This window comes from Methylobacterium nonmethylotrophicum (genome assembly GCF_004745635.1).
GTDB classification, from domain to species: domain Bacteria; phylum Pseudomonadota; class Alphaproteobacteria; order Rhizobiales; family Beijerinckiaceae; genus Methylobacterium; species Methylobacterium nonmethylotrophicum.
In genome coordinates, this window is the sequence record NZ_SRLB01000028.1 from 1 (window position 1) to 15330 (window position 15330).

Consider the following 15330-nt stretch of genomic DNA (forward strand, 5'->3'; position numbering starts at 1 on the left):
TCCGTCAGCATCGCGTCTCCTCGCTCAAAGCGCGGAAACGCTCACGACCGCAATAGGTTCAAGTGACAACAGGCCCTAGACCGTCTCGGCAGAGCGAGGGGAGCGGACTCGTCCTCGCTCTGCTTCTACTCCTTGACGACCGACGGCCAGACCACCGCCTGCGCCACGATCACGTCCGTGCCGTTGAAGGTGCAGGAGGGCGAGCCGTAGAGCCTGTAACCCAGCGCCAGCGCCTCCGAGACCCGGCGGCAGAACGCGGCATCGTCCTTGCCGGTGATCAGGCGGTAGGGGAGCATGTCGTTCGGGGGCTTCGTGTCCAAGGCGCGTTCCTCGTGATCCGGATGCCGGGATCCATAACCGCGAACGATGCAGAATTCAGCGGAACAGCGACGCCTTGTCACTCCGCGTCAGCGGTCATGGATCCCGGGTTCCGCTTTCGGGGCCCCGGGATGACCCGGACGATGTCAGGTCCAGGAAACCGGGCGAGGCTCAGAACCGCTCCTCGATGAGCGCCTCGGCCTCCGGCCGCGGCTCCGCCCGGCCGATGGCGGCGCGCAGCATCGGCACCACCTGGTCCGGCTCCTCGGCCACGAGGTAGCTGAGGTCGAGGCCCGGGCGGATGAAGCCGGTGCGGCGCATGTGGTCGAGGAGGGCGAGGAACGGCGCCCAGAAATCGGCCACCGAGAGCAGCAGGATCGGCTTGGCGTGCTGGCCGAGCTGCGACCAGGTCATCTGCTCGACCAGCTCCTCGAGGGTGCCGATGCCGCCCGGCAGCGCCACGAAGGCGTCCGAGCGGTCGAACATCAGCTTCTTGCGGGTGTGCATGTCGGAGACGACGATCGTCTCCTGCACGTCGTCGAGCATGCGCTCGCGCGACTTGAGGAAGTCCGGGATGATGCCGGTGACGTGGCCGCCATGGTCGAGCACCGCCCGCGCGACGGTGCCCATCAGCCCGACATTGCCGCCGCCATAGACCAGGGCGATTCCGGCCTCCGCCAGGTTGCGGCCGAGCGACCGCGCCGCCGCCTCGAAGACCGGATCGGACCCGAAACCCGAACCGCAATACACGCACACCGTCCGCATCGAGTCTCCGCACCGTTCGCAGCCGAAACCGGCTTGTCCTACGCAAATTCCCGGCCGAGCCGGCGCGACTCGCACCGCGTGGTCTCGCCCCGTCACTCCTGTTAATATGAGGGCGATGGCGCGGACGTGTCGACCGGAGGCGAAAGGTCGCGCGGCCGCCCGGGACCATCGGCATGAGAGCTGTCGGCCTTTGCGCCGTCGATCTGGGGGACCTGTGACCGGGAGTGTTGCGCCATGACGGTGGAGTTGCGGCGAGGGCTTGCCCTCGCGTCCGTCGGCCTCGTCGCGGGGTTCGTGCTCATCGGCGTCGCGGCGAGCGGCACGCGCCTGTTCTCGCTCGTCTCGCCGGAGACCGCCCCGGCCGAGCCGCCTTCCGCGCCGACCCCGCTGGCCGCCCTCCCGGCGGCGCCCGCGGCGCCCGCCGCCGCGCCGCCCGTTGCCGCAGCTCCCGCGGGGCCGAGCTTCGACGTCATCCGGGTCGAGCCCGACGGCGCGAGCGTCGTCGCCGGGCGCGGCCAGCCCGGAGCGACGGTCGAGATGCTGCGCGGCGGTGTGCCCTTCGCCCGCACCCGGGCCGATTCGGCCGGCAACTTCGCGCTGGTGCCGCCCCTCCTGCCCCCGGGCACCAGCGAGATCACGCTGCGCGCGATCGCACCGGACGGCACCCAGGTGCTCGGCCAGGACAGTGCCGTGGTGGTGGTGGCGCCGGACGGACGCGGCCGCCCCCTCGTCGCCGTGACCGCCCCCGGCAAGCCGACGGCGGTGCTCTCCCGCCCGGACGAGCCGGTGGCCGGCGCCGCCGGGACACCCGCCGGCTCCACGACGGTTGCCACCAAGACCCCGGCCGACAAGGCCCCGGCCAACGCCCCGGCGCCGGCCGCGGCCGCGCCGGTCAAGGTCGTCAGCGTCGATGCCGAGGCGGGCGGGCGGCTCTACGTGACCGCCCAGGGGGCGCCCAAGGCGGCCCTGCGCCTCTACCTCAACGACACGCTGGTCGCCCCCGGGCAGGCCGGACCCGACGGCCGCATCGCCTTCACGATCGGGCGCGGGGTCAAGCCCGGCGACTACCGGGTGCGGATCGATCAGGTCGATCCGGCCTCCGGCGCGGTCAGGACGCGGGCCGAGACCGCCTTCGCGGTGCCGCCGAACCTCGAGCCGCCGCCCGCCATCGGCCGTCCGGTCCCCGGCGCGGCCGCCGAGGCGCCCGGGCGGGTCGCCCCCCAGCCGATGCTGCGCGGCGCTCCGCCCGCGGAGGCGCCCGCCGCCGCGCCGGCGCAGACCGCCGATGCGCCCGCTGCGGCACCCCCGGCGCCCCGGTCCCCGGCGGCCGAGACCGCGCTCGCCGATGCCGGCACGGTGTTCGTGCCCGGCATCGGCACCGCGAAGGTCACCCGCGGCGACAACCTCTGGAGCATCAGCCGCAAGGCCTATGGCAAGGGCTTCCGCTACACCGTGATCTTCGGTGCCAACCAGGGCCAGATCCGCGACCCCAACCGGATCTATCCCGGCCAGGTCTTCGTGCTGCCCGGCGAGGCGCCGCCGGTGCAGGGGCAGGCGCGGGAGCCGGGCAACCGGGGCTGACGGCCCGCATCGTCATCGACCGGCCGGCTCGTGCCGGCCGCACTCAGCCGGCGCGCTGGATCAGCGTGGCGTCGAGCAGGTCGTCGAAGCCCCGCTCCTTGAAGCCGAGCACCAGCGCGTCGGTCCGCTCCTCGACGACCCGCATCAGCCAGGACGGCGCCGCGTAGCTGCCGCCGTAGCTCTGGCCGTAGAGCTTGGTCCAGCTGCGCACCTCGCTGTAGCCGAAGCCGTGCCGGGCGTAGTCGCCCTCCAGCGCCCGCAGCCGGTAGGAGACCTTCGGTCCGCCGAGCCGCGACAGCGCCGCCCGCCACCAGCGCAGAGGCACCAGCCCCTCGTCCCGGTCCTGCCGCTCCGAGAGGGCTGCCCAGTTGCGGCCCGCGGAGGTCAGGACCAGCACGCCGCCGGGGGCGAGGGCGTCGATCATCACGTTGGTCGCCCGGGCGAAGAGCGCCGCGTCGAAATGCGTCACCAGGGAGCCGACGAAGATCAGGTCGTAGGAGCCGGGCAGCGGGGCGGAGAAATCCGGGCTGCTCTCGATCGCGCGCACGCCGAACTGCGCCACCACGTCCGCCACCTTGCGGGCGTCGAGATCGGCGACCGCGATCTCGGCCTCGGGGAAGAACGTGACGAGGTGGCGCGTCACCCGCCCGCCGCCGCAGGGCAGGTCGAGGATCCGCGTCGGGTCGGTGCGCCCGCTCAGCAGCATCGCCTCGGTGATCAGGCGCAGGGCCGAGAGGCCGACGCCCCGGTAATGCGCCCGGCCCTCGGGCGTGTCGACCAGCATGTCGTCATGGGCCGAGACCTCCGGGTCGACGGTCGCCGCCTCGTAACGCCGCCAGCGGGCGAGGCAGCGTTCCAGCACCGCGGCCGTCCCGGCCTCGCCCCAGGACGGGGACCCGTGCACGGGCAGCAGGGCCGGCCCGGTGCGGGGGCGCCGAACATCGCGGGGTGACGGGAGAAGCATGGACGATCCGGACGGTGGGGAGAGGACACGCATCGACCGCCCGGGACGGGACACCGCCCCGGCCGCGAGCGCCGACGGGCCGGGACCGCTCGCGCCGGCGCGGTCGGAACGCCGCCCTTCTAATCGGATTGGCGCTGGCCTGCCAACGCTTCGCCGGTTCGGTCCTCGCGGCGGGAGCGGCGGCCTGCGGCGCCAAGAGCGTCCCGGCCGCAAGGCCGTGCCGCGTCGGGCGCGCTGTCTCGATTCTCCGACTTGGCCTATATGCGGCGCCGATCTCCTCCGGAACCGGCCCGTGCCCAGCAAAAAGACCCAACCGGCCGAGCCCGAGCGGCCCGGCCTCGTCGAGACCTACCGCCGCCTCTGGCCCTATCTCTGGCCCCATGGTCGCCCCGACCTGCAGCGGCGCGTCTTCATCGCCTTCGGCCTCCTGCTCGTCGCCAAGGTGGTCACCCTGGCGATGCCGTTCACCTTCAAGTGGGCGACCGACGCCCTGGTGGCGGTGGTGGGGGGCCAAGGCGGCGGGGTGACGGGCGGCGGGGTGACGGGCGGCGGGGCGAAGGACGGCGCGGTGCCGACCGGGATCTGGGCGGCGCCGGCGCTGATGATCCTGCTCTACGGCGCTACCCGGATCGCCATGTCCCTGCTGACGCAGGTGCGCGACGGCCTCTTCGCGAAGGTCGCCATGCACGCCGTCCGGCGCCTCGCGCTGCAGACCTTCCGGCACATGCACCAACTGTCCCTGCGCTTCCACCTCGAGCGCAAGACCGGCGGCCTGACCCGGGTGCTCGAGCGCGGCCGCAACGGCATCGAGGAATTGTCGCGCCTGATGGTGCTGACCCTGGTGCCGACCATCGTCGAGTTCCTGCTGGTGCTGGGCACGCTGGCCTACGAGTTCGACCTCCTCTACTCGGTCGTGGTCCTCGTCATGGTGGCGGCCTATCTCGGCTACACCTACAAGGCCACGGAATGGCGCATCGCCATCCGCCGGCGGATGAACGATTCCGACACCGACGCCAACACCAAGGCGGTCGATTCGCTCCTCAACTACGAGACGGTCAAGTATTTCGGCGCGGAAGCGCGCGAGACCGCCCGCTACGACCAGTCGATGGCCCGCTACGAGAAGGCCTCGACCCAGACCTACGTCTCCCTCGCGGTGCTCAACGCCGGCCAGGCGGTGATCTTCACGATCGGCATGAGCGTGGTGATGTGGCTGGCCGCCCGCGACATCATGGCCGGGCGGGCGACGATCGGCGGTTTCGTGCTGGTCAACACGATGCTGGTGCAGCTCTCGATGCCGCTCAACTTCATGGGCATGATCTATCGCGAGATCAAGCAGGCGCTGATCGACATCGACGACATGTTCAGGATCCTGCACCGCAACCCGGAGATCGCCGACCGGCCGGGCGCCGCCCCGCTGGCGGTGTCCGACGCGGTGGTGCGCTTCGAGGACGTGCACTTCGCCTACGTGCCCGAGCGGCCGATCCTGCGCGGCATCAGCTTTACGGTGCCGGCCGGGCGCACGGTCGCGATCGTCGGCCCGTCCGGCGCCGGAAAATCCACCCTGTCGCGCCTGCTGTTCCGGTTCTACGAGCCGCAAGGAGGCCGCATCACGATCGATGGCCAGGACATCGCCGGCGTGCAGCAGGATTCCTTGCGCGCCGCCATCGGCATGGTGCCGCAGGACACGGTGCTGTTCAACGACACGATCGGCTACAATGTCCGGTACGGCCGCTGGGAGGCCTCGGAGGAGGAGGTGCGGGAGGCCGCAACCCTCGCCCAGATCGACCGCTTCATCGCCGCCCTGCCGGAGGGCTACGACACGCCGGTCGGCGAGCGCGGCCTGAAGCTCTCCGGCGGCGAGAAGCAGCGCGTCGCCATCGCCCGCACCATCCTGAAGGGCCCGCCGATCCTCGTCCTCGACGAGGCGACCTCGGCGCTCGATTCCTTCACCGAGCGCGAGATCCAGGACGCCCTCGACCGGGTGAGCCGCGGCCGCACCACCCTCGTCATCGCCCACCGCCTCTCGACGGTGGTCGGCGCCGACGAGATCATCGTCCTCGACCAGGGCCGCATCGCCGAGCGCGGCACCCATCTGGCGCTGCTCGCGCAGGGCGGCGTCTACGCGGCGATGTGGAACCGCCAGCGCGAGGCGGAGGCCGCCCGCGAGGCGCTCAAGCGCGCGGAAGCGCAAGAAGCCGAGCACTCGGGCGAGAGCCTGCGCCAGCACCTCGAGCCGGGCGAGATCGCAGGTCCTGTTGCCAAGGCGCCCGAGCCCGCCTCGGTGACGTGAGGCGCCCGCCCTGCACCTCCTCTTAAAGGCGGCCGGCTAGACTGGAGGGGTTCTCGCCGGACCCGCCCATGCCGACCACCACGCTCCGCGACGCGGCCCCCCGCCTCAGCCCGGTCCTCGCCCGTGCACAGATCCCGGCGGCGGCGGCCGCGCTGCTGCTGTCGGCGTTCCTGCTGTTCTCGGTCCAGCCGATGTTCACCAAGCTGGTGCTGCCCCGCCTCGGCGGCAGCCCGGCGACTTGGTCGGTCGCCCTGGTGGTGTTCCAGGCCCTGCTGCTCGGCGGCTACCTCTACGCCCACCTGCTCGCCCGGTGGTTCGGCACCCGGGCGGCGCTCCTCCTGCATCTCGCCCTGATGCTCGTCGCTGGTCTCAGCCTGCCGATCGGCGTGCCGGCGGGCTTCGGCCACCCGCCGGCGGAGGACCAGGCGCTCTGGCTCGTCGGGCTGTTCGCGACGGCGGTCGGGCTGCCGTTCTTCGCCCTCTCGGCGAACGGCCCGCTGCTCCAGGCCTGGTTCGCCCGCTCCGGCCATGCCCGCTCCGGCAACCCCTATTTCCTCTACGCCGCCTCGAATCTCGGCTCGTTTGCGGCCCTCGTCGCCTATCCGGTGCTGATCGAGCCGATCCTGCCACTGCGGCTGCAGGCCGAGGCCTGGTTCGCCGGGTTCGTCGTCCTCGGCGGTCTCATCCTGGCCTCAGGCCTCGCCTCGGGGGCGGGCGGACCGAGCGAGACGGCGGTGGGGGCGGCGGCGCCGGCCTCGGCCGCACCGGGCTGGCGCCGGCGCGGCGCCTGGATCGGGCTCGCGCTCGTGCCCTCCGCCCTCCTGGTCTCGGTCACCGCCCATATCTCGACCGACGTCGCGGCCGCACCCTTCCTGTGGGTCGTCCCGCTCGCGCTCTTCCTCCTCACCTTCGTGGTCGCGTTCCGGGACGGCATGGCTCTGCCCGGCCGCGCGCTGCTCGGTCTCCAGGTCTGGGGCACGGCGCTGGCGCTCGCGAGCACCATCCTCGGCTTCGGGCTCTGGGGCGGGCTCGCGCTCCATCTCGGCCTGTTCGTCGTCAGCGCCCTGATCTGCCACGCCACGCTCTACCACCTGCGCCCGGCCCCGGACCGGCTGACCGAGTTCTACGTCTGCGTCTCCCTCGGCGGCGTGCTCGGCGGCATCGCCTGCGGGCTCGCCGCGCCCCAGGTCTTCTCGCGGGTGGTCGAGTACCCGCTCCTCATCGTCGCCGCCCTGGCCTGCCGGCCGGGCTTCTTTGCCGGCGGCGCCCGCGCCTGGCTTGCCGAGGCCGGGCCGATCGCCCTGGCCGGCTTTGCCGCCGCCGCGATCATGGTGCTCGCCGGACAGGCGCTCGGGGTCGCCGCCCTGCCGCAACTCCTCGTCCTCGCCGGAGCCGGCCTGCTGGCGGCGAGCTGGCGCCAGCCGCACCGCCTGGCGGTGGCGGCCCTGCTCGCGCTTGCGGCCTGCCTGTCCGCGATGCGGGCGGACTCGGCGGTCAGCCTGCGGTCGTTCTTCGGCGTCCACCGGATCGTCGAGACGCCGGACGGGCAGGTGCGCCTGCTCATGCACGGCACCACCGCGCACGGGGCGATGCGCCTCAGGAACCCGGACGGCACGCCCGCCGACGGCACGCCCGAGACCCTCGTCTACTACACGCCGGAGGGGCCGCTCGGCACTGCGATCCGGGCGGCTCGCGCGGCGCGGGGCGGCTCGCTCGGCTCTGTCGCGGTGGTCGGCCTCGGCACCGGCAGCCTCGCCTGCCATCGGGCGGGAGCGGAGGCCTGGCGCTTCTACGAGATCGACCCGGCCGTGGCGCGCATCGCCCGGGATCCCGCGCGGTTCCGCTTCCTCTCGGCCTGCGGCCCCGACATGCCGGTCGTGCTGGGCGATGCCCGCCTGACCCTCGCCGACGCCCCGGGCGGGCCGGGCGGGCTCGGCCTCCTCATGATCGACGCCTTCTCGTCCGACGCGATCCCGGCCCACCTCCTCACCCGCGAGGCCCTGGCGCTCTACCTCGCCAGGCTGGCGCCCGACGGCGTGCTGGTGATGCACATCACCAACCGCCACCTCGATCTCGGCCGCATCGTGGCCCGGGTCGGGGCGGAGTTCGGCCTGTCCACGTACGTTGCCCGGGAAACCTTCGCCTTCGACGCGGTGCGGTTCCGGGCGCCGGCCACGGTCGCGGTGCTGGCCCGCGACCCGGCCCATCTCGGTGCGCTCGCCGCCGATCCGGCCTGGGTGCGGATCGCCCCGGACATGAGCCGGCGGCCCTGGACCGACGATTTCTCCAACATCCTCCAGGCGATGGCCGACAAGCTGGCGCTCCCGCGTCCTTCGAACGATTGACGCCGGGCCACGCGCCTGCCATCCGCGGGCGCTGAACCGGGCGCGTTCGCGCCCGGATCGAGGCCCGAGGATTCACCCGAGGACTTATGACCGACCTGTTCGAGACGATCCGCCGCGTGCTGGTGCCGATCCACAAGGAGGGCTACCCCTTCATCGCGATCGGCATCGTGCTGACGGTGCTGGCCGGCACCTTCGTGCAGTTCCTCGGCTGGATCTTCCTGCTCCTCACCCTCTGGGTCTGCTACTTCTTCCGCGACCCCGAGCGGATCGTGCCGGTGGGCGAGGGGCTGGTGGTCTCGCCGGCGGACGGGCGGGTGAACCTGATCAGCACCGTGCTGCCGCCCTCCGAGCTCGACCTGCCCTCCGAGCCGATGCTGCGCATCTCGGTGTTCATGAACGTGTTCGACTGCCACGTGAACCGGGTGCCGGTCACCGGCCGCATCGACCAGGTCCACTACACGCCGGGCCTCTTCCTCAACGCCGAGCTCGACAAGGCGAGCGAGGACAACGAGCGCAACGGCCTCGTCATCGAGACCCGGCAGGGGGCGGAGACGGTCCGCATCGGCGTGGTGCAGATCGCCGGCCTGGTGGCGCGGCGCATCGTCGACTGGATCAAGCCCGGCGACGACCTCGTGGTCGGCGACCGCTTCGGCCTGATCCGCTTCGGCTCGCGGGTCGACGTCTACCTGCCGGCCGGCACCCGGGTGATGGTCGGCCTCGGCCAGAAGGCGGTGGCGGGCGAGACCGTGCTGGCCGACCTGCGCGGGGCCGGCCCGGTGCGGCAGTTCCGCCGCGTCTGACAGGGAGGGACGGCATGGACGACCTCTTCCCGCCCTTCGCGCCCGAGCCGACGAACGAGCCCAAGTCGGACGATCCGTCGGCCGACGCCAAGCCCAACGAGCCGAGGTCGCGCCGGTTCAAGCCGGTGCCGGTGCGGATGATCATCCCCAACATGATCACCCTGATGGCGGTCTGCCTCGGGCTCACCGCGGTGCGGTTCGGCTTCGAGGGCAAGTTCGAGCCGGCGGTGATCGCGATCGTCGCCGCCGCCGTCCTCGACGGCGTCGACGGGCGGGTGGCGCGGCTGCTCAAGGGCACCTCGCGCTTCGGCGCCGAGCTCGATTCGCTCGCCGACTTCGTCAATTTCGGCTGTGCCCCGGCGCTGATCCTGTACAGCTTCGTCTTGCACAACCTGAAGTCGCTGGGCTGGATCGTCGCGCTCATCTTCGCCATCGCGATGGCGCTGCGGCTTGCCCGCTTCAACGTGATGCTGGACGACCCCAACCGGCCGGAATGGAAGAAGGACTTCTTCGTCGGCATGCCGGCCCCGGCCGGGGCGCTCACGGTGATGCTGCCGCTCTACCTGCACTTCCTCGGCTTCGAGATGGCCCCGAGCCTGGCGCCGGTCGCCCTCGTCTACATGCTGGTGATCGCGCTCCTCGTGATCTCCACGGTGCCGACCTTCTCGGGCAAGACCGTGGGCAAGCGCGTGCCGCGGGAATACGTGCTGCCGATCTTCGTCGTCACGGTGGCGGGGTTCGGGCTGCTGATCAGCTTCCCGTTCGAGGTCCTGGCGCTCCTGAGCCTCGCCTATCTGTGCCTGATCCCGATCGGCGCCAACCAGTACCGCCGCCGGGCCAAGGCGGAGGCCGCGGCCGGCGACGCGGCGCCGGCCGCCTGACAGGCCTGGGGCGGGACCCGGAATCCCGCCTCCCGGGCTGCGCTGCGAGGTTCCGGAAGCCCCCTTCCGGAACCGGTCTCACTGCATCAGGCCCATCAGGTCGCCGATGCGCATGTCGCGGATCGCGTCGAGGGACATGCCGCCGCCGCCCATCCCTCCGCCACCCATGCCGCCGGCCATGCCGGCCATGCCGCCCATCATGCCGCTCAGGCCGCCGAGGCGGTTCATCCAGTACATCGCCTGGCGCATCTCGGAGGAGCGGCCGCCGAATCCGGCGAGGCCCGCCATCTGCCCGGCCCCGCGCCGGTGCCGCACGGCGGCGTACCGGATGGCCCGGTTGCGGACGACCATGCGGCGCGGCTCGTAGACCGGGCGGGCCGTGGCGTAGCGGCGCGCGACCGCGCGCCGGCCGACGACCGGCGTCTCTGCCCGGGCGACCGCGCGGGACCGCACCATCGTGCGCGGAGTCAGCCGCGGCTCGGCGGCCTGGATGGCGGCCCTGGGCGCCGGCGACCGCGGAGAGAGGGTCCTGGGCGCTTCGGCGGTGCGCTGGGCCGGGGCCTCGGCGGCGTCCATCACGGTGCGGCAGGCCGCGCTCAGGCTCGCCTTCTCCCGCCGCAGGCAGGACGCGATCGCCCCGACATTCGGGATGTAGGACGAGCACAGGCGCATGGCGTCCGAGGTGCAGGCGGCCCGCTGCGCCGGCGTGCCTTGCGCGAGGGCGGGCGTGACGGCCAGGAACAGCGCGGCCGCTGCGGCGAGAGAAGGCAGTTTCATCGTCGGGATCTCCTCCATGCGGGAGAGGGTGCCGCTTCGGTGAGGAAGCCGTCCCTCCTGTGCACCCTCGGCCGTACGGCCGCGGTGTGGCGACGCACCCGGTGCTGACCTGGCACCCATTCTCGTCTTGCGGAGATTGGCGCACGGCCCCGCCCGACTGGACAATACTGGTCCCTCCAACGCGCGATGTCGAGGCGCGGCGCCCGGTCCGGATCCGGAGCCGGCAGGACGAGGGCGGCAGCGGAGTCCTCAACTGCAAATCCGCGAGGAAAGCTGGATGACGCTGTTGAATCGCGCTATCGAGCGTCCAGGCGATCCAGCGACCCTAGTCGATACTGTCGGGTTGTCGACATTCCGGTTCCCGCATCTCGATGCAAGCCTGGGGAATAGCTCCCATTCCGGCCGATCCGCCCGAGTCCCGCGTGCCGCGCGGGGACGATCCCGACGCGCCGCTGCGGCTGATCAAGCCCAATCCCCCGCGGCTGAGCGACATCATGGAGATCGTCCGGGAGATCGAGGCCTCCGGCCGCTTCAGCAATTATGGTCCGGTCAACGAGCGCCTCGAGCGGGCGCTGGTGCGGGACCTGTTCGGTGACGTCGGCGCCTGCGTCACGGTGGGCAACGCCACCCTCGGGCTGATGCTGGCGATCCGGCAGGCGGTCGGCGCCGCGGATCCGCGCCGGCGTTACGCCCTGATGCCGGCCTTCACCTTCGCGGCCACCGCCCAGGCCGCGCTCTGGTGCGGTCTCACCCCGCTCCTGTGCGACATCGATCCGGAGACCTGGCTTGCGGCGCCCGGCGCCGAGGACGCCCTCGCCGCGCGATACGGCGAGGAGATCGCCGTGGTGGTGCCCTGCACGACCTTCGGCGCTCCGATCGATGCCGCGCACTACGACCGCCTGTCGCGGACGACCGGGGCCGCCGTCGTGGTCGATGCCGCGGCGGCGGTCGGCAGCCGCGACGAGGCCGGGCTGACGCCCGGAGCCGGGCAGGCCTGGCCGAGCGTCTACTCGATGCACGCCACGAAGCCGTTCGCGACCCTCGAGGGCGGGTTCGTCTATGCGGCGGATCCCGAGCCCATCCGCGCGCTGCGCGCCATGGCCAATTTCGGCTTCGCGGCGGGGCGCTCCGCGTCGTTGCCGGGCCTCAACGCCAAGCTCAACGAGGTGACGGCGGCGATGGGCCTCGTCCAGCTCGACCGCCTGGCCGCGGCCGTGCGGCACCGCGAGGTCCTGGCCGCGTCCTACCGCGCGCTCCTGCCGGACCTGGCGGTCCAGCGCAGCACCGCCGCCGTGCAGGCGCACGTCTTCCTGCCGGCGCTGCTGCCGCGGGGAGGCCGGTCCGAGCGCGACGACGTGATCCGCCGTGCCCTCTCGGCCGGCATCGAGATCGGGACCTATTACGACCCGCATCTCGGCGCGCAGCCCTATTTCCAGCAAACCTGCCGCGCCGGGCCGCTGCCGGTGGCGGAGGATGTCGGCGGCCGGATGCTGTCGCTGCCCCTGCACGACACGATGACGATGGAGGACGTCCACCGCGTCGCGGACGTGCTGCGGGAGATCTGCCGATGAGCCACTCCCCGACCGTCGCCGAGGCGGTTGCGCTCTACGACGCCTTCGCGGCCGCGTACGACCGCAGCTTCGACACCGAGCCGATGCGCAGGGTCTACGAGCGCCTGGCCTGGGAGGGGGTGGCCGCGCTGCTGCCGGCCCGCATCGGCACGGTGGTCGATGTCGGCTGCGGCACCGGGCGCAACGCCGAGCGGCTGCGCACCCTCGGTCACGCCGTCATCGGCATCGAGCCCTCGCCGGAGATGCGCGCGGTGCTGGCGGGCAAGCCCGCGCTCGCCCACGGCTTCACGCTTCTCCCCGACACGATGGAGGAGGCGGTGCTGCCTGAGGCCGCGTCCGACGCGGTCCTGGCGATGGGGTCGCTGCAATACGCCGTCGATCCGCGCGCGGCCATGGCGCGTCTCGTGCACTGGGTCAGGCCCGGCGGCCTCGTCTGCGTCCTCGTCGATTCGCGCATCGCCCTCACCTTCGAGCTCCTGCGCCTCGGCCGGACCGAGGAGGCGCTGACGCGGCTCGACGAGGGCTGCGGCGTCTTCAGCTATGGCGGCCGGCGCTCCGGCGTCCACCTGTTCGATGCCGGCGGCATCGCCGCGCTGATGCGCGAGGCCGGCTTGGGCGCGGTCGAAACCCGCGGCATCCTGGTCTCGGCGAGCGCGCAGGGCCGCGAGGCCTGCAGCGCGGCGATCCAGGCGGACGAGGAGGCTCTGCTCGCCCTCGAGCGCCGCCTGCGGGAGGTCCCGGCCCTAGCGGATGCCGGCAAGCACATCCTCGCCTGGGGCTACCGCGAGGCCTGACGCGATCCCGCCCTCGCGCGGGGCCGCCTCACGCCGAGGGCTCGCCGCCGCTCCTCGCGGCGCGCTCCGTCGCGAGCAGGTGCCCGAGCGGGCTCACGCCCACCGGCAGCCCCTCGGCCGCCCGGTACAACTCGGGGTCGAAATGCGGGGCCGGGAAGCGGCCGAGGCGCTCCCCGGTGAGCACGTAATCGAGCAGCGGGTTCATGTCCTCCGCCACCGAGTCCCGGTAGGTGCGGCGGTACCAGGACGGGCTGAAATGCCGGTTCGGCGACCGGTCTTCCCGCCAGCCGAACGTGCAGAAATGCATCAGCGGCGCGATGCCGGCCGCCGCCACGTCCGGGTTGCGGGCGAGGTAGTCCGCCGCGTCGAACAGGCCCGAGCGGCTCAGCAGGTCGAGCTCGTCCTCGAGGATCGGCTCCGGCGGCGCCCCGTCGAGGCGAAGGCCCGGGACGCGGCGCGCATGGGCCCGGATCGTCTCGAAATCCGCCCGCGTCTCGGCGCGGTTGCGCAGGTAGTGCTCCCCGTGCCTCTCCGCCAGGTCCACCTTCCGCAGGCCTTGGGCCAGGATGTCGTTGCGCTCGCAGACGTGGTCGAGCCCCAGGCTCTTGTAGTGCAGCAGCTTGACCTGGCGCCGCGCCTCGTAGGCGACCCGGCCGCTCGGGGAGGCCCCGTGCCGGCCGTGGCCGTAATTGATCTCGTCGATGGCCTGCGGGTCGAAGATCGCAGGCTTGTCGTAGGCGGTCGCCCGTGCCCCGCGGACGATCTGCTGCCAGAGCGGCCGGGGATCGGTGGGGAAGCGCTCGGCGATCATGTTGTAGCCGACGGTGGTCAGCACGGTGACACCCTCGCGGCGGCAATGTCCGAGATAGGCCGGCAGGTCCGGGTGGTGGAGATGCTCGTCCATCTCCGCCGTCACGATCCAGTCCGCGCTCTCCCGTGACCCCTTCCAGGCGTTGTTCATCAGGGACGTATAGGTGTCGGCGAACGAATCGGCCTGCGTGGCGACCTGCGCGACCGAGATCCTCTCGTCGCCTGCGAGCAGGTCCAGGCTCCGATCCGTGGAGCCGTTGTCGAAGACGTAGAACTTGGTGATGAGATCGCGATAATGCGCCAGAAAATAGGGAATGATCTTCTCTTCGTTCAGGCACATGCAATAGAGGTGGATCTGCATCGACACCGGATGTCCCTGGCGAGCCCTGCCGGTCGCGGATGCGCGGCAGGAGGACCGGTCTAAGCCGGTACTGGCGGGAGTACCATGACTTTCACAGACACATAACAGCAACGTGACGCGGCGTCCGGCCCCCGGCGCGACCGGGCTGTCATTGGTCCGGACGGCGCCGACATTCGCGGCGTCTGACGTCAGGCGCGCCGCGCCACCAGGAACAGCCGCGGGAACGGCAGCAGCACCCGGCCGTCGTCCTGTGCCGGGTAGGCCTGCGCCAGGGCCGCTTCGTAGCGGGCGAGGTAATCGGCCTGCGCCGGGCCGTCGAGAGGCGCGAGGAATGGCCGCAGGCCCGTGCTGCGCACCCATTCGACGATGCCGCGATGGCCCGGGAGCGGATGGACGTAGGTGGTGCGCCACAGGTCGACCGTACAGCCGGCCCGCGACAGCCACGCGTCGTAATCGCGAAAGCTGCCGAGCGTGGTGCGGGCGTCGGCGGCCTCGGCGAGGAGGCTGCGGAACGGCGCGTCCTCCGCCACGTCGCGCATCAGTCGGTGGGACGGCTCGTCGAGGTTGTCCGGCATCTGCACGGCGAGGCAGCCGCCCGGCGCCAGGAAACCGGCGAGGCGCGGCAGCAGCCGCGCGTGGTCCGGCAGCCAGTGCAGCACCGCGTTGGCGAAGATCAGGTCCTGCGGCGCGTCGGGCGCCCAGGCGGCGAGGTCGGCCTCGACGAAGGACAGGCCCGGCAGGGTCCGGCGGGCCTGCGCCAGCATGGCGGGCGAGGAATCGAGGCCGGTGATCGCCGCGGACGGGAAGCGGGCGGCCAGGAGCGCGGTGCTGTTGCCGGGCCCGCAGCCGAGATCGACGACCTGCGCCGCCGTCGCGAGCGGCACCCGCGCCAGCAGGTCCGCCGCGGGCCGCGTCCGCTCGTCGGCGAATTTCAGGTATTGGCCCGCATCCCAATCCGCCATCGCCCGGCTCCCCACCATGGTCGTGCGCGGCGGGACGTGAGGGCGCGCCGTTTCGCACGATCCTGGCGAGGAGACCCGACGCGCGCGCGGAATTCAAGACGGTCGGGCCGG

Annotated in this window: 13 protein-coding genes; 7 read left to right on the forward strand and 6 right to left on the reverse strand. The window is 72.4% G+C overall.

Annotation, left to right across the window (positions count from 1 at the left end):
- Nucleotides 1–125: 125 nt before the first annotated feature.
- The gene (locus EU555_RS27420) at nucleotides 126–320 is read right to left on the reverse strand and encodes a DUF1737 domain-containing protein (RefSeq protein WP_135418568.1); all 195 of its coding nucleotides are present in this window, start codon (nucleotides 318–320) and stop codon (nucleotides 126–128) included.
- A gap of 169 nt (nucleotides 321–489) precedes the next feature.
- Entirely contained in the window at nucleotides 490–1083 is a 594-nt protein-coding gene (locus EU555_RS27425) for an LOG family protein (RefSeq protein WP_135418569.1), read from the reverse strand.
- A gap of 234 nt (nucleotides 1084–1317) precedes the next feature.
- On the opposite strand from EU555_RS27425, the gene EU555_RS27430 reads away from it, so the two are divergent.
- Nucleotides 1318–2664: a LysM peptidoglycan-binding domain-containing protein gene (locus tag EU555_RS27430; RefSeq protein WP_135418570.1), complete on the forward strand. Its 1347-nt coding sequence runs from the start codon at nucleotides 1318–1320 to the stop codon at nucleotides 2662–2664.
- A gap of 43 nt (nucleotides 2665–2707) precedes the next feature.
- Here the strand turns inward: EU555_RS27430 and EU555_RS27435 are convergent, their stop codons facing one another.
- Nucleotides 2708–3628, reverse strand: a complete 921-nt coding sequence (locus EU555_RS27435) for a class I SAM-dependent methyltransferase (RefSeq protein ID WP_167858672.1) — start codon at nucleotides 3626–3628, stop codon at nucleotides 2708–2710.
- A gap of 292 nt (nucleotides 3629–3920) precedes the next feature.
- Here EU555_RS27435 and EU555_RS27440 point away from each other — a divergent pair, with 292 nt between their 5' ends.
- The 4 genes from EU555_RS27440 (at nucleotide 3921) to pssA (ending at nucleotide 9944) form a co-directional block, all read left to right on the forward strand.
- A complete protein-coding gene (locus EU555_RS27440; protein WP_205821007.1) occupies nucleotides 3921–5918 on the forward strand; it encodes an ABCB family ABC transporter ATP-binding protein/permease in 1998 nt (665 codons plus the stop codon).
- 68 nt (nucleotides 5919–5986) lie between these two features.
- On the forward strand, nucleotides 5987–8263 hold the full coding sequence (locus EU555_RS27445) for a fused MFS/spermidine synthase (protein WP_135418572.1): 2277 nt from the start codon (nucleotides 5987–5989) through the stop codon (nucleotides 8261–8263).
- Nucleotides 8264–8349: 86 nt separating this feature from the next.
- Nucleotides 8350–9063 (forward strand): phosphatidylserine decarboxylase, encoded by a 714-nt coding sequence (locus EU555_RS27450; protein ID WP_135418573.1) that lies wholly within the window; start codon nucleotides 8350–8352, stop codon nucleotides 9061–9063.
- A 14-nt stretch (nucleotides 9064–9077) separates the two neighbouring features.
- Nucleotides 9078–9944, forward strand: coding sequence for a CDP-diacylglycerol--serine O-phosphatidyltransferase (gene pssA, locus EU555_RS27455; protein ID WP_135418574.1), 867 nt, complete (start codon nucleotides 9078–9080; stop codon nucleotides 9942–9944).
- 78 nt (nucleotides 9945–10022) lie between these two features.
- Here pssA and EU555_RS37750 read toward each other — a convergent pair whose 3' ends face one another.
- Entirely contained in the window at nucleotides 10023–10721 is a 699-nt protein-coding gene (locus EU555_RS37750) for a hypothetical protein (protein WP_135418575.1), read from the reverse strand.
- Nucleotides 10722–11143: 422 nt separating this feature from the next.
- On the opposite strand from EU555_RS37750, the gene EU555_RS27465 reads away from it, so the two are divergent.
- A complete protein-coding gene (locus tag EU555_RS27465) occupies nucleotides 11144–12292 on the forward strand; it encodes a DegT/DnrJ/EryC1/StrS family aminotransferase (protein WP_167858673.1) in 1149 nt (382 codons plus the stop codon).
- On the forward strand, nucleotides 12289–13086 hold the full coding sequence (locus EU555_RS27470) for a class I SAM-dependent methyltransferase (RefSeq protein ID WP_135418577.1): 798 nt from the start codon (nucleotides 12289–12291) through the stop codon (nucleotides 13084–13086). The genes EU555_RS27465 and EU555_RS27470 overlap by 4 nt, the downstream gene beginning before the upstream one ends.
- Before the next feature lie 28 nt (nucleotides 13087–13114).
- Here the strand turns inward: EU555_RS27470 and EU555_RS27475 are convergent, their stop codons facing one another.
- Both EU555_RS27475 and tam read right to left on the reverse strand, forming a co-directional pair.
- Nucleotides 13115–14257: a glycosyltransferase family 2 protein gene (locus tag EU555_RS27475; RefSeq protein ID WP_135418578.1), complete on the reverse strand. Its 1143-nt coding sequence runs from the start codon at nucleotides 14255–14257 to the stop codon at nucleotides 13115–13117.
- A 188-nt stretch (nucleotides 14258–14445) separates the two neighbouring features.
- On the reverse strand, nucleotides 14446–15219 hold the full coding sequence (gene tam, locus EU555_RS27480; RefSeq protein WP_135418579.1) for a trans-aconitate 2-methyltransferase: 774 nt from the start codon (nucleotides 15217–15219) through the stop codon (nucleotides 14446–14448).
- Nucleotides 15220–15330: the final 111 nt, after the last annotated feature.